General features: G+C 65.2%; 13 protein-coding genes. 3 read left to right on the top strand and 10 right to left on the bottom strand.

From position 1 onward, the window contains the following. Positions 1-8: 8 nt before the first annotated feature. On the bottom strand, positions 9-1,184 hold the full coding sequence (locus GYK42_RS12765) for a multidrug effflux MFS transporter (protein WP_166447804.1): 1,176 nt from the start codon (positions 1,182-1,184) through the stop codon (positions 9-11). 188 nt (positions 1,185-1,372) lie between these two features. On the opposite strand from GYK42_RS12765, the gene epsC reads away from it, so the two are divergent. Then, a complete protein-coding gene (epsC, locus tag GYK42_RS12760; RefSeq protein ID WP_092610475.1) occupies positions 1,373-2,311 on the top strand; it encodes a serine O-acetyltransferase EpsC in 939 nt (312 codons plus the stop codon). A gap of 106 nt (positions 2,312-2,417) precedes the next feature. Here the strand turns inward: epsC and GYK42_RS12755 are convergent, their stop codons facing one another. From GYK42_RS12755 to GYK42_RS12715, 9 genes are all read right to left on the bottom strand, one after another. After that, a complete protein-coding gene (locus GYK42_RS12755; RefSeq protein WP_166447803.1) occupies positions 2,418-2,894 on the bottom strand; it encodes an META domain-containing protein in 477 nt (158 codons plus the stop codon). A 92-nt stretch (positions 2,895-2,986) separates the two neighbouring features. Beyond that, the gene (gene bla, locus GYK42_RS12750) at positions 2,987-3,877 is read right to left on the bottom strand and encodes a subclass B3 metallo-beta-lactamase (protein WP_240943577.1); all 891 of its coding nucleotides are present in this window, start codon (positions 3,875-3,877) and stop codon (positions 2,987-2,989) included. 64 nt (positions 3,878-3,941) lie between these two features. Continuing rightward, a complete protein-coding gene (locus GYK42_RS12745; protein ID WP_166447801.1) occupies positions 3,942-4,700 on the bottom strand; it encodes a hypothetical protein in 759 nt (252 codons plus the stop codon). A 73-nt stretch (positions 4,701-4,773) separates the two neighbouring features. After that, positions 4,774-5,508 carry an ABC transporter ATP-binding protein gene (locus GYK42_RS12740; protein WP_166447800.1) on the bottom strand — a complete coding sequence of 245 codons (735 nt, stop codon included), beginning with the start codon at positions 5,506-5,508 and terminating at the stop codon, positions 4,774-4,776. Positions 5,509-5,523: 15 nt separating this feature from the next. After that, on the bottom strand, positions 5,524-6,348 hold the full coding sequence (locus tag GYK42_RS12735) for an ABC transporter permease (protein WP_166447799.1): 825 nt from the start codon (positions 6,346-6,348) through the stop codon (positions 5,524-5,526). A gap of 6 nt (positions 6,349-6,354) precedes the next feature. Next, a complete protein-coding gene (locus tag GYK42_RS12730; protein ID WP_166447798.1) occupies positions 6,355-7,344 on the bottom strand; it encodes an aliphatic sulfonate ABC transporter substrate-binding protein in 990 nt (329 codons plus the stop codon). Between the two features lie 28 nt (positions 7,345-7,372). Next, a complete protein-coding gene (locus GYK42_RS12725; protein ID WP_166447797.1) occupies positions 7,373-8,767 on the bottom strand; it encodes an LLM class flavin-dependent oxidoreductase in 1,395 nt (464 codons plus the stop codon). A gap of 3 nt (positions 8,768-8,770) precedes the next feature. Further along, positions 8,771-9,610 carry a MetQ/NlpA family ABC transporter substrate-binding protein gene (locus GYK42_RS12720; RefSeq protein ID WP_166447796.1) on the bottom strand — a complete coding sequence of 280 codons (840 nt, stop codon included), beginning with the start codon at positions 9,608-9,610 and terminating at the stop codon, positions 8,771-8,773. Between the two features lie 21 nt (positions 9,611-9,631). Continuing rightward, positions 9,632-10,846 (bottom strand): acyl-CoA dehydrogenase family protein, encoded by a 1,215-nt coding sequence (locus GYK42_RS12715; RefSeq protein ID WP_166447795.1) that lies wholly within the window; start codon positions 10,844-10,846, stop codon positions 9,632-9,634. A gap of 254 nt (positions 10,847-11,100) precedes the next feature. Here GYK42_RS12715 and ssuE point away from each other — a divergent pair, with 254 nt between their 5' ends. Beyond that, entirely contained in the window at positions 11,101-11,721 is a 621-nt protein-coding gene (gene ssuE / locus GYK42_RS12710) for an NADPH-dependent FMN reductase (RefSeq protein WP_166447794.1), read from the top strand. A 24-nt stretch (positions 11,722-11,745) separates the two neighbouring features. Further along, positions 11,746-12,738, top strand: a complete 993-nt coding sequence (locus GYK42_RS12705; protein ID WP_166447793.1) for a sulfonate ABC transporter substrate-binding protein — start codon at positions 11,746-11,748, stop codon at positions 12,736-12,738. The last annotated feature ends 15 nt before the right edge of the window (positions 12,739-12,753 follow it).

Genomic DNA, 12,753 nt, shown 5'->3' with positions numbered 1-12,753 from the left:
AATCCGACCTACGCGTTGCTCTTCCCTTGAGCAAACACCCAGCAAACCAAACTCACCAGCAACCCCGCCATCACGCCATACGCCAGGTTCAAGGCGCTGTCGAACAGCAGCGGCGCCACCAGGCCCGAGACGAGGGCGAACAGCAGCATCTGGATGAACGATTGCATCGACGACGCCAGTCCGCTGTTGTTGGGGAAGTGGTTCAGAGCCATCAGGGTCATCGGCGGCATGGCGATCGACAGGGCGAACGAGTAGAAGAACAGCGGCAGCACGGCCCACGGCACTTCGGCGGCAAAGACATAGTTGTAGCCGATGTTGGCGGCGGCCGCCACCAGCATCAGGATAAAGCCGGCCCAGATCATCTGGCGCTGGCTGTAGCGGTGGGCGATTTTCGCCGACAGGGCCGAACCGAACACCATACCGCTGATCAGGGGAATGAACAGCCAGGCAAACGCCGTTTCCGGCAGGTGCAGGATATTGATGATGAAGTAGGCGGCCGAACCGATGTACAGGGCGAAGCCGCCAAAGGCGGCGCCGATGGCCGTCGACAGCAGCAGGAATTGGCGGTGGCACAGCACTTTCCAGTAATTGACGGCGATGTCGCCCAGGTGGAAGGCGTGGCGCTGTTCCTTCGGCAAGCTTTCCGGCAGCGCGCGCCAGACGACGACGAACATCAGCACGCCGAACGCCGTGAGGAACCAGAATATCGCCCGCCAGCCCAGGCCCACCTGCAGCCAGCCGCCCAGCACAGGCGCGATGGCCGGCGCCAGCGCGAACACCATCATGATGTGCGAGAGAATTTTTTGCGCGGCGGCGCCCGAATAGCGGTCTTGCACGATGGCGCGGCCGATGACGGAACCGGCGCCCGCCGACAGTCCCTGCAGCACGCGCCAGGCCAGCAGCCAGCCCAGCGACGGCGCCAGCGCGGCGCCCACGGAGGCGATCACATACAGCACCAGCGAGACGAGAATCACGGGACGGCGGCCGAACGAGTCGGACAGGGTGCCGTAAAACAGCATCATGAAGGCGAACGTGAACAGGAAAAAGCTCAGGGTTTGCTGCACCAGCAGGGGGCTGGCATTGAAATCTTGCACGATGGCGGGGAACGACGGCAGATAGGTGTCAATTGCAAGCGGTCCGACCATCGCCAGGCCCGCCAAAATCCATGTTAATAATTTAGTCATGTTGAAGAGTGTTTTTGTTAGTCCGTCATTTTACGCTAGTGGCAACAATCGGGTTTGATCGCAGGCCGCCAGGCGATCTATATGCGTTTTTCGCATATTGAATCTTGAAATTCTTCGTTTGAATCGCCATGGCTGGCCGCTAAGCTTGGGCGACCCGGCTTGTTTGCCATTTTTGGAAGTGATACGCCATGCACAGCATTTATCCAGCGGCGCCCGCCGACGACACGGCCCAGTGGAACCTGGGGCCCGTGATCCAGGCCTTGCGCAGCTCGCGCGAAGACAAGCACAAGATCCGCCATAACGGCAGGGTGCGCGAACTGCCGTCGCGCGAAGCGCTCACCACCATCGTCAACGGCCTGTCGGCGGCCCTGTTCCCCACGCATTACGGACGGCCCAACCTGACGGATGAAAGCATCGATTACTTTGTCGGCGACACCCTCAACACCACCTTGAACCGCCTCAGCGAACAGGTGCGGCGCGGCTTGCTGTTCTCGGTTCCGGCCGGTGACGAAGGCGATGCCGCCAGCGACGATGCGGCCCTGGCGCAGCAGGCGCGCGACATCACGCGCGCCTTCGCCGCCAGCCTGCCCGATATCCGCGCCTTGCTGGTGTCGGACGTGCAGGCCGCCTACGCGGGCGACCCCGCCGCCACCTCCGTGGCCGAGATCATGCTTTGCTATCCGGGCACCATCGCCATCCTGTACCACCGCCTGGCGCACCGCCTGCATGCGCTCGGTGCACCGTTCCTTGCGCGCCTGATCGCCGACATCGCGCATACCCTGACGGGCATCGACATCCACCCGGGCGCGCACATCGGCGCATCGTTCTTCATCGACCATGGCACGGGCGTCGTGATCGGCGAGACGGCCATCATCGGCCAGCGGGTGCGCCTGTACCAGGCCGTGACATTGGGCGCCAAGCGCTTTCCCGCGGACGCAAGCGGCGCGCTGATCAAGGGCACGCCGCGCCACCCCATCGTCGAAGACGACGTGGTGATCTACGCGGGCGCGACCGTGCTGGGGCGCATCACCATCGGCGCGGGATCGACTATCGGGGGGAATGTGTGGCTGACGCAGAGCGTGCCGCCGGAGAGTAATGTATCTCAAGCGCAGATGCGTAACGATTAGGTGCGGCGGAAGGGGCGTAATCCAGAGTTAGGGCTGGGGTCAGACCCGGCGGGGGAATGCGCCCAATGGGACGCATTCCGATCGCGAAGCGACTGACCCCACAGTTTTACTTCACCGTCAGGACTTCATACCGCGCCACTGGCACGCCATCCTTCAGCAGCAGCAATTCCTGGTCGGCATAGCGGTAGCCATTGACTTCGCCCAGGGTGGTCAGCAGCAGGCGCTCGAGGTCCATGTCCTGCGGCTGGCACATCATCATGGTGCCGGCCAGCTGTCCAAAGTTCAAGGTGCTGACGCCATCGCTGGTGTAGCCGCCCATCATCTGGTTGCAGCCGCTGTTGCCGCTGGCGCGGCCTTCGGCCAGCTGCAGGGTCACTTCGCGTTGCTCGGGCGCCTTGCGCACCACTTGCTTGCCCTTCAATTCCTTCAGCTTCCACTGCGTGCCCGTCAGCTTCGGCGCCGGCTTGGCGGCTGAGGTGGCGCCAGGCGCGGCGGCGGCATCGCTGCGCACGGGCGTTTGCGCGCAGCCGGCCGCGATGGCGACGATGGCGGCGAGGGGAATCAGTCTGGCGAGTGTGAACATGGTATTTCCTGGTTAACGTGATAAGTAATAGCCGTCAGCGTAGCAGATCGGCGCCACGCCAGCGTGCACGGTTGACAAGCTCGCTGGCAAGTTCACTGCTGTTTTTCCTGTTCCAGGCGGGACTCGAGCACGGTGCGCGCCGCCGCCACGTAGGCGCGGCAAGCCTGCGGGTCGACAAATGCCTCGCTGCCGGCAGTGGCGCTCGCTTCCAGCCTTTCCCACAACTGCGATGCTTCCGGGTGGGCCGAGATCAGCACGTCGCACGGCAGATTTTCCAGCGTCTCGAAGCTGTGACGCAAGTCCGCCACCGCGTTCGGATATTCGCTGCTGGCGCTGAACTTGAAGCCGGGACGCGAAACGGCGTTGAGGCTGTCCGCGTAGACCATGTTCAGGCAGCGGGGGCCGTCGCACGATTGCCATGTCCAGCTCAGGCCTCCGGGCGTGTGGCCCGGCGTGGCGTGCGCCGTCAGGTTGACGGGACCGACATTGAACTGGCCGCCGTCGCGCGCCAGGCGCATGTCCTTGACGGGCGGGTACTTGGGCAGCGCGTGGTATTGCGGATCGTCCGGGCCCACTTCGCCCGACGCCAGGTCCAGCGCGGCCGACGGGCTGGCCGCCACCAGCGCATCGCTGCGCCGCTGCAGTTCGGCCAGGCCGCCCGCATGGTCGATATGGCCGTGCGAATTGAGGATCAGTTTCACATCCTCGATGCGAAAGCCCAGGGTGGCGATATTGGCGATGATCTTGGGCGCCGACTCCGGCAAGCCGCCGTCGATCAGCACGTGGCCCTGCGGCGACGTCACCAGCACGGAGCTGAGACCTTTCACGCCCACATAATAGGTATTGCCGAAGATGCGGAACGGCGCCTGGTCCGCGTTCCAGATGGCGCAGACATCGCAGCCCGGCGTCTGTGCCTGGGCGACGGGGCTGGCCAGCAGAAGCGCCAGTGCCAGCGTCGGCGCGCGTGTAAATGTGAGGGACATTGCGATCCTTATCCGTGTTGCCAAGGTCGCGTATGCTGACATGGAACGGGGCCGGACGCAAACGTCACAACGATGCGGGCGGCGCATCGCCAGTGTCCTTGTACACCAGTTCGATCAGGGTATCGTCCGCATAGCGGGTATCGCCCACGGGGGCCAGGAAGGACGTGCCGCCATTTTTCACCTGCAGCGCGACGCGGCGCTCCCCATCGAGCAGGGTGGCGCTGGCGATGGCCGGATCGCTGTGCGTGCCCATCTTGAGCGCGTCGGCGGAACACCAGTCGGTGGTGCGCAGCTTGGTGGCGACCAGGGTGCGTATCAAAAATGGAGTCTCTTTCTTGGCGATGGCGACCGTCACCTGGCATTGCAGGCGCAAGTCGCCCAGGCGGCGCATGCCGGGCGGCACACCGTCGCTGCGGACGCTGGCCTGCCAGCGGAACTGGCCTTGCTTCCTGTTGGTGACCAGGTCTGCATCTTCGCTGTCGGCTTGCGCGCTGCGGGGCAGCACAAAGCTGCCATTGGCCGACAGGGGCACGGGGATCGTGGTGTCGTTACCGGCGATGCGCAAGGTCACGTCCTGCATGGCGTCCGCCGGAGCGTCGGGTCCGGGAATCAGCTGGAAGCGCACTTCGCGCGCCTTGGGTGCCAGTGCATGGTAGTCGTCAAAGGCATCGAGGCCGGCGGCCATCACGCGGTAGGATTTCAATTCCGGATTGCGGATGCTGTTGACGTGGACGGCCTGGCCGGTGTCGGCCTGCGCGTCGGCGTGCGCCGCGCTGTGGTCGAGGGCCAGGATGGCGAGGACGGTAAGTAGGGAAAGGTGCACGTAGCCGCCTGTTTGTTTTTAACATGGCAAGCTAACATGAATGGCAAGGCTTGTCACTGGCGCTGAGCCAGTCTCAGATCGCGTGTGCGGCGTGCAGTTCGCCGAGGATGGTTTCTTTTAATTGGGCTTGCGCCGCCGGCGTGCGCAGGCGCGGCCGGGACGCGGCCACGTCGTAATGGGCGCGCGGCGGTCCGGCGCGCGTATCGAGCATGACGATGCGGTCGCTCAGGTACAGCGCTTCGTCGATATCGTGCGTGACCAGCAGCACGCTCAAACCATGGCGCGCGGCGACGGCGGCCAGCAAGTCCTGCAGCTTCATGCGCGTAAAAGCGTCGACGGCGGAAAACGGTTCGTCCAGCAGCAGGATGCGTGGCTGGCCGAACAGGCCGCGGGCAATCGCCGCGCGCTGCGCCTGGCCGCCCGACAGCTGCTTGGGCAGGCTGTGCGCATGGCCTTGCAAGCCCACTTCCTCCAGCAATTGCGCGACCCTGGGATCGTCTGCGCCACCGGCACCGAGGCCGAAGGCGATGTTTTGCGCCACCGTCAGCCAGGGAAACAAACGCGGTTCCTGGAAGATCAGGCCGATGTCGGCGTGCACGCCCGTCAGCAGCTGGCCGCCCAGGCGCAATGTGCCGCGAAAGTCCGTATCGAGCCCCGCCACGATGGACAGCAGGCTGCTCTTGCCGCAGCCGCTGGCGCCGATCAGGCTGACGATCTCGCCCTGGTGCAGTTGCAGCTGCAGGTTGTGCAGCACGCGCCGCGCGCCATAGGATTTGTCATGGATGGCAATGTCAAGCAGGGCAGTCATGCGTGGGGGCTTTCGTCAGGGAGTGGCATAGCTGTCGCGCCAGGCGAGCAAACGGGTTTCCAGGCGCTGCATCAGGCTGTCGCTGGCCTTGCCCAGCACGGCCAGCAGCACGATGGCGGCCAGCACGATGTCGGCGCGGCTCGTTTCGCGCCCGTCGCTGAGCAGATAGCCGAGGCCCTGGCTGGCGGCGATCAGTTCTGCCGCCACCATGAACATCCAGGCCAGGCTCAAACCGTTGCGCAAGCCCGTGAAGATGGCCGGCAGCGCGGCCGGCAGCAGCACGCGCCGCGCCAGCGCGGGGCGGCTCAAACGGTACATGCGGGCCGCGTCGATCAGCTTGCGGTCCACGTCGCGGATGCCCGACGCCACGCCCATGTAGACGGGGAAGAAGGCGCCGATGCCGATCAGGACCAGCTTGGGCGCTTCATCGATGCCCAGCCACAGCAACAGCAAAGGCACCCAGGCCAGCGAGGGAATCGCGCGCAAGGCCTGGAACGTGGGGTCGAGCAGCGCCTCCACCGTGCGGTTCAAGCCCACGGCCGCGCCGAGCACGATGGCCAGCAGCGCGCCGCCCGCAAAGCCGATGGCCACGCGTGCGGTACTGGCCAATACGTGGCCGGCCAGGCCCTGGCGCGCCAGGTCGGCGATGGTGGCGGCGATGTCGCTGGGCGCGGGCAGCAGGTTGGCGGGGATGGCGCCCGCGCGCACGCCCAGTTCCGCCGCCAGCAGCGCCAGGGTGGGCAGCAGCAGGCCAAGCGCCGCGCGCGGCAAGGGAGGAAGCTTGCGCCGGACGCCGGTCTCGTTGGCCTGTGCCGGTGCGGCGAGCGTGTCTCTGGCCATGAGCGCTTACGCTTTGCCGATGAAGGGGGCGGCGAAGCGCGTGTCGACCAGGTCCGCGATGGCGCGGTTCAAGTCGGCGCCCGGCTTGACCAGCGCTTCATCGACGAGGATGGGCGCGGCCACCAGCAGGGCCTTCACATGTTCGCTCGACGGCTGCGGATTGCTGAAGTCACTGCGCAGCTTCACCTGCAGCAGCGCCACCGGCAGGCTGACCTTCGCTTCCTCCGACAGGATCTTTGCCGCCTCGGCCGGATAGGCGCGTATCCAGGCGCGCGCCCGTTCGTAGGCCTGTATCACCTTGCCTACTTCGGCGGGGCGGCTGGCGAGGAATTCCTCGCGCACGTTCAGGAAACCGTAGGTGTTGAACGCCACGTTGCGGTAGATCAGACGCGACCCCGCTTCCAGTTCGCTGGCGGCCATGTGCGGATCGAGGCCGGCCCAGGCATCGACCTTGCCCTGCTCCAGTGCCGCGCGGCCGTCGGCATGCTGCAGGCTGACGTGTTCGATATCGCCGCGTTTCAGGCTCGCCGTCTTCAATGCGCGCAGCAGAAACAGATACGGGTCGGTGCCCTTGGTGGCGGCCACCTTCTTGCCTTTCAAGTCGGCGAGGCTGCGGATGGGGCTATCCTTGCGCACCACCAGCGCCGTCCACTCGGGACGCGAAAAAATATACGGCGCGCGGATAGGGTTGCCGTTGGCGCGCGCCAGCAGGGCGGCCAGGCCGGCGCTCGAGCCGATGTCGATGCTGTTGGCGTTCAGGTATTCGAGCGCGCGGTTGCTGCCCGCGCTGAGCACCCACTTGATGCTGGTGCCGTCCGGCTTGAACGCTTCTTCCAGCCAGCCGAAGCGGCGCAGCACCAGGCTGGTGGGCGAATAATAGGCGTAGTCGAGGCGCAGCTCCTTCAGCGGCGCTTGCGCGGCGGCGCGGGTGAGGCCGGGCAAGGCGGCGAGGGTGGCGCCGCTGGCGGCCAGTTGCAAGAGGGTTCTGCGTTTCATGGTGTCCTTGAATGGGGAATCGGATGGGTCAAGCCGCTGCCAGGGCGGCGTCGTCTGCGGGTGCGATGCTGACCTGGCGTCCCGCATGACCGGCAGGCAGGCGCGGGCCCTGGCCGAAGACCTTGTGGCGCAAGCTGCCTTCTTCATATTGCGTGCGGTAGCGGCCGCGCCGTTGCAGTTCCGGCACGATGTGGGCCACCACGTCGGCCATGCTGTCGTGCGCGACGGCGAAGGCGAGATTGAAACCGTCGATGCCCGTTTCATCGAGCCAGCTTTCCAGCTGGTCGGCCACCTGGCGCGCATCGCCGACGATGACGGGGCCGCGCCCGCCCAGGCCGATGTATTCGGCCGCTTCGCGCACCGTCCACTTGCGGTCCGGGTCGGCCTGGCTGAACGAAGCCAGCGCCGAGCGGCCTGCCGGGGAGTCGATGTAGTCGATGGTGGCGTCGAGCGGGTAGCGGCTGAAATCGACGCCCGTCCAGCCGGACAGCAGCACGAGTGCCGCCTCGATATTCACGTGGCGCAGGTAGTCGGCGTGTTTTGCGCGCGCTTCTTCCTCGGTGGCGCCCGTGATGACGAGCGCCTGTGCATAGATCAGCAGCGCGTCGCCATCGCGCCCGCTTTGCCGCACGGCCGCGCGCAAGTCGTCCGCATAACGCTTGACCACCGTCTTGCTGGGGCCACTGACAAAGGTCGCTTCCGCGTGGCGCGCCGCAAAGCGCGTGCCGCGCGGCGAGGTGCCCGCCTGGTACAGCAAGGGCGTGCGTTGCGGCGACGGCTCGCACAAATGGATGCCGGGCACCTGGTAGTGGCGCCCGGCATGGTTGATCGGATGTACCTTGGCGGGATCGGCGTAGATGCCGCGCGCCTTGTCGTTGACGACGGCGTCGTCGTCCCAGCTCTTTTCCCACAGCTTGTAGACGACGTCCAGGTATTCGTCGGCCAGGTCGTAGCGCTCGTCGTGGCCCAGTTGCTGGCTCAAGCCCAGGTTGCGCGCCGCGCTATCGAGATAGCCTGTGACGATATTCCAGCCGATGCGCCCGCCCGTCAGGTGGTCGAGCGTGGAAATGCGCCGCGCGAACGTGTACGGATGTTCGTAGGTGAGGGCGCAGGTGACGCCGAAACCCAGGTGCGTGGTCGCCTGCGCCATGATGGGCACGAGGGCCAGCGGATCGTTCAGCGGCACTTGCACGCCGTGTTCCAGGGCCGCGTCGAGGCTGCCCCGGTACACGTCGTACACGCCCAGCACGTCGGCCAGGAACACCGCGTCGAACAGGCCCGCTTCCAGCAGCCGTGCCAGCTCCGTCCAGTGTTCGGGGTTGGTATAGCGGTGGCTGCGATCGCGCGCATGCGTCCACAATCCCGGTGACTGGTGGCCGACGGTATTCATCTGGAAGGCGTTGAAGCGTATCGTCTTTGCCATGACTTATTTGGTCACCGAGTTGGCCGCCGTCTGCAACGCTTGCTGGTAATCGGGTTTCGAATAGCCGGCAAAGTGCTTGTTCGTGATGTCGAGGAATTCGCGCGAGCGGTAGGCGGCCGCCAGGTCCTTGGCGAACTGCTTGTCCTTGTCCGCCGTGCGGATGGCCACCAGGTTGATGTAGTTGTGCGAGATTTTCTCGGCCACCAGCGCCTCCGTCAGCTTCAGCCCCGACGCCAGGGCGTAATTGCCGTTGATAAAGGAGTAATCGGTGTCGCCCAGCGAGCGTGGCAGCTGCGCCGCTTCCAGCGGCAGCAGCTTGATTTTCTTCGTGTTGACGGCGATATCCTTTTCCGACGCGCGCACGGGGTCGAAGCTGGCGCGCAGCTTGATCCAGCCCAGCTGGTCGAGCAGCACCAGCGCGCGCGCCTGGTTGGTCGGATCGTTCGGCAAGCCCACCGTCGTGCCTTCCTTCACGTCGTCCAAGGTCTTGTGCTTCTTGCTGTAGATGGCAATCGGCGCCGTGGGGATCGTGATCAGATCCGTCAGGGCCAGCTTGTGTTCCAGCGCGAATTTCTTCAGGTAGACGATGTGCTGGAAGACGTTGGCGTCCAGCGAACCCTCGGCCAGCGCGAAGTTCGGCTGGATGTAGTCGTTGAATTCCACCAGCTTGACCTTGTAGCCCTGCTTTTCCAGGATAGGCTTGATGCCCAGCTTGATCTGGTCCGCGTACGGCCCGGCGCTGGTGCCGATGGTGATGTCTTTCGGATCCTTGGCGTGGGCCAGGCTGGCGCTCAAGGCCAGGGCCAGGGCGGAGAGGACGATGGTGCGGCGGGCGATGGTCATGTTAGCTCCTAGGTGGGTGAATTACGAATACGCGGTCGGCTCGGGCACAGTGCCGTTCAAGGCAAAGCGTCCCAGGTCGCGCAGCTTGTAGTCGATGGGGTCGTGCAGGGTGTGCACGCGCACGTTGCGCCAGTAGCGGTCGTAGCCGTATTGGGCCGAGGTGGAACGGGCGCCCGTCAGTTCGAACATCTGGCTGCTGATCTCCAGTCCCGCCTTGTGCGCCAGGCACTTGGCTTCGGCCACGGCCACGGCCAGCAAGCCCCGTTCGCGCGCCGTCACCAGCGCGCCCTTGCGGAACACCTTTTCCAGTTCCTGCGCCGCGCTGTCGGCCAGCACTTGCGCGGGACGCAGCAAGAGCCACAGCTGGCCATAGCGGTGCTGCACCAATGGGTCGTCCGTTGCCTTGTCCACGCCCGAGGCAAACCAGGCTTTCGCCTGTTCGCCCGTGTAGCGGCGAGCCGCCTCGAACGCGCCTTCGGCGATGCCCAGATAGAGGTTGCTCATGATCAGTTGCGCGATCTGCGAGCGCACGGTCGCTTGCGGCGTGGCGGCTTGCGCGGGCGCCTGCAGCACCAGGTCCCGCGGCAGGGCCACGGCCTGGAAATGCACATTGCCGCTGTCCGTCTGGCGCTGGCCGAAGGCGTCCCAGTCCGCCTGCACGGTCACGCCGTCCTGGCGCGTGGGCAGGGCGGCGATCAGCGCCGTCTGCGTGGGCGCGTGCCAGGCGGAGACGGTCAGCCAGTCGGAACCAACGGAGCCGGAAGAAAAGCTCTTGATGCCGTCGAGGATATAGCCGTCATCGCTGTCGGTGGCCGTGACCCGTTTGTCGAGCGGGTTCAAGGCATTGCCCCAGAACAGGCGCTCGTCGACGGTCAAGGTGAGCAGGCGGCGTTGCTGCTGCGCGCTGCCATACAGCTGAAGGCCGGCCAGCTGCAAATGGTGGAAGCCGAAGACGTGCGCCAGCGCGCTGTCGGCGCGCGCCAGAATACGGATCACCTGGTAGACGAGGGGCCACGACGCGCCCTGGCCGCCGAATTCCACGGGAATCGACAGGGTCAGCAAACCCGACTCGCGCAGCCATTCGCGTTCCTGCGCCGCATGGCCGCCGGCCTGGTCGCGGGCATTGGCCGTTTCAGCCAGGCGCGCGGCCAGCTTTGTTGCGATGCGGATGGCGTCCTGCAGGGGTTCCGCTGCAAATGCGTCGGGGCGGGCGGCATGGAGAAAAGCGCTGGACATGAGTGACATTCAAGAAAGACGATGACGCCGATATTGCACCGCCAGGCGTGCGCCGTACACGAAGAAAACCGCGCATGGATATGCGAAAAAAGCCATGCGGAGACCGGCGCCTTCGCTTGCGGGGCGTCAGGCCCGGATAGTCAAAAAACGCATATCGAAGCGCGAAAGCATTCGTTTTACTGGGCTTCTGATGGCGATAGGCTGCAAGCATCCGAGCAACGCCACTTTCGACAACCTACAGGGACGGGCATCACATGAGCATCTTGTTATTGGGCGGTAGCCCGCAACTCCCATCGAGTTCCAGCCGCCTGCTGCTGCATATCGGCGAACAGCTGGCGCTGCAGGGCCACAGCTATGCCCAGCTGCATGTGCGCGACTTGCCGGCGCGCGCCTTGCTGCTGGCCGACTACGACGACGCGGCGATTGCCCGCGCCGTGCGCGCCGTGGCCGATGCGGACGCCATCGTGATCGCCACGCCCATCTACAAGGCGTCCTATACAGGGCTGCTGAAAGCCTTCCTCGACCTGTTGCCGCAAGATGGCCTGGCGGGCAAGCTGGTGCTGCCGCTGGCCACGGGCGGCGGCCATGCCCACACCCTGGCGCTCGATTACGCGCTGCGTCCCGTGCTGCATGCGCTGGGCGCCAAGCAAGTCTTCACCAGCATTTATGCCAATGCGCAGCAACTGGCGTGGCATGAAGAAGGGGGCCTGAGCCTGGATGCGCCGATTGCCGACCGCGTGCAGGCAGGCATCGAGGAACTCTCCACCGGCCTGTTCGTGCTGCAGGGACAGCGTCCGTCCGCGCCAGCCGATATTCCGATCCCCGTGCGTTCGCTGCAAGACCAGCCGTACGCGTCCCACTATCAAGCCGCCTGATTATTCACCGACCAAGGAACTTCCATGACACACCGCCACGCACAACGACTCTCGCGCCGTACCACTTTGGGCTTGCTGTTTGCCGCCGCCGCCGGCGTGATGGCGGCCGGCATGCCGGCCACGGCGCAGGCGCAGGCCAAGGCAGAGGTGCGTATCGGTTATCAGAAATACGGCACCCTGACCTTGTTGAAGGGGCGCGGGACTCTGGAAAAGCGCCTGGCCGAGCAGGGCGTGGGCGTGAAATGGACGGAATTCCCGGCCGGCCCCGTGCTGCTGGAAGGCTTGAACGTGGGCAGCATCGATTTCGGCACCGTGGGCGAGGCGCCGCCGATCTTTGCCCAGGCGGCCGGCGCCAACCTGGTCTACGTCGGCAATGAGCCGGCGTCGCCGGCCAGTGAAGCCATCGTCGTGCCCAAGGGTTCCGGCTTGCGCACCCTGGCCGACTTGAAGGGCAAGAAAATCGCCCTGAACAAGGGCTCGAACGTGCATTACCTGTTGTTGAAGGCGCTGGAAAAGGCCGGTGTCGCGTATGCCGACATCCAGCCCGTCTTCCTGCCGCCGGCCGATGCGCGCGCCGCTTTTGAACGGGGCAGCGTGGATGCGTGGGCCATCTGGGATCCGTTCCTGGCGGCTGCCGAAAAGCAGCTGGGCGCGCGCGTGCTGGCCGATGGCAAGGGCCTGGTGGCGAACTACCAGTTCTACCTGGCCTCGCGCAGCTATGCGGAAAAAAATCCCGAGATCCTGCGCATCGTGCTCGATGAAGTGGCCAAGGTCGACGACTGGGGCCGCAACAACCCGGACGAAGTGGCGACGATCCTGTCGACACAGACTGGGCTGGGCAAGGATGTCGTGGCGCTGGCCGCCTCGCGCTATGCGTACGGCGTCAAACCCGTGTCGGTCGACGTCATCGCTTCGCAGCAAAGAGTGGCCGATGCGTTTTCCAGCCTGAAGCTGATCCCGAAACCGATCGTCGTCAAGGATGCGCTGCTGCCCGTCAAGCAAGTCGCCACCAAATAAACAAAGAGAGATAGA

This window comes from Janthinobacterium lividum (assembly GCF_011601275.1).
GTDB classification, from domain to species: domain Bacteria; phylum Pseudomonadota; class Gammaproteobacteria; order Burkholderiales; family Burkholderiaceae_D; genus Janthinobacterium; species Janthinobacterium lividum_E.
The sequence above is the reverse complement of the archived record's forward strand: the minus strand, read 5'-3'. Positions and strand labels throughout refer to the sequence as shown.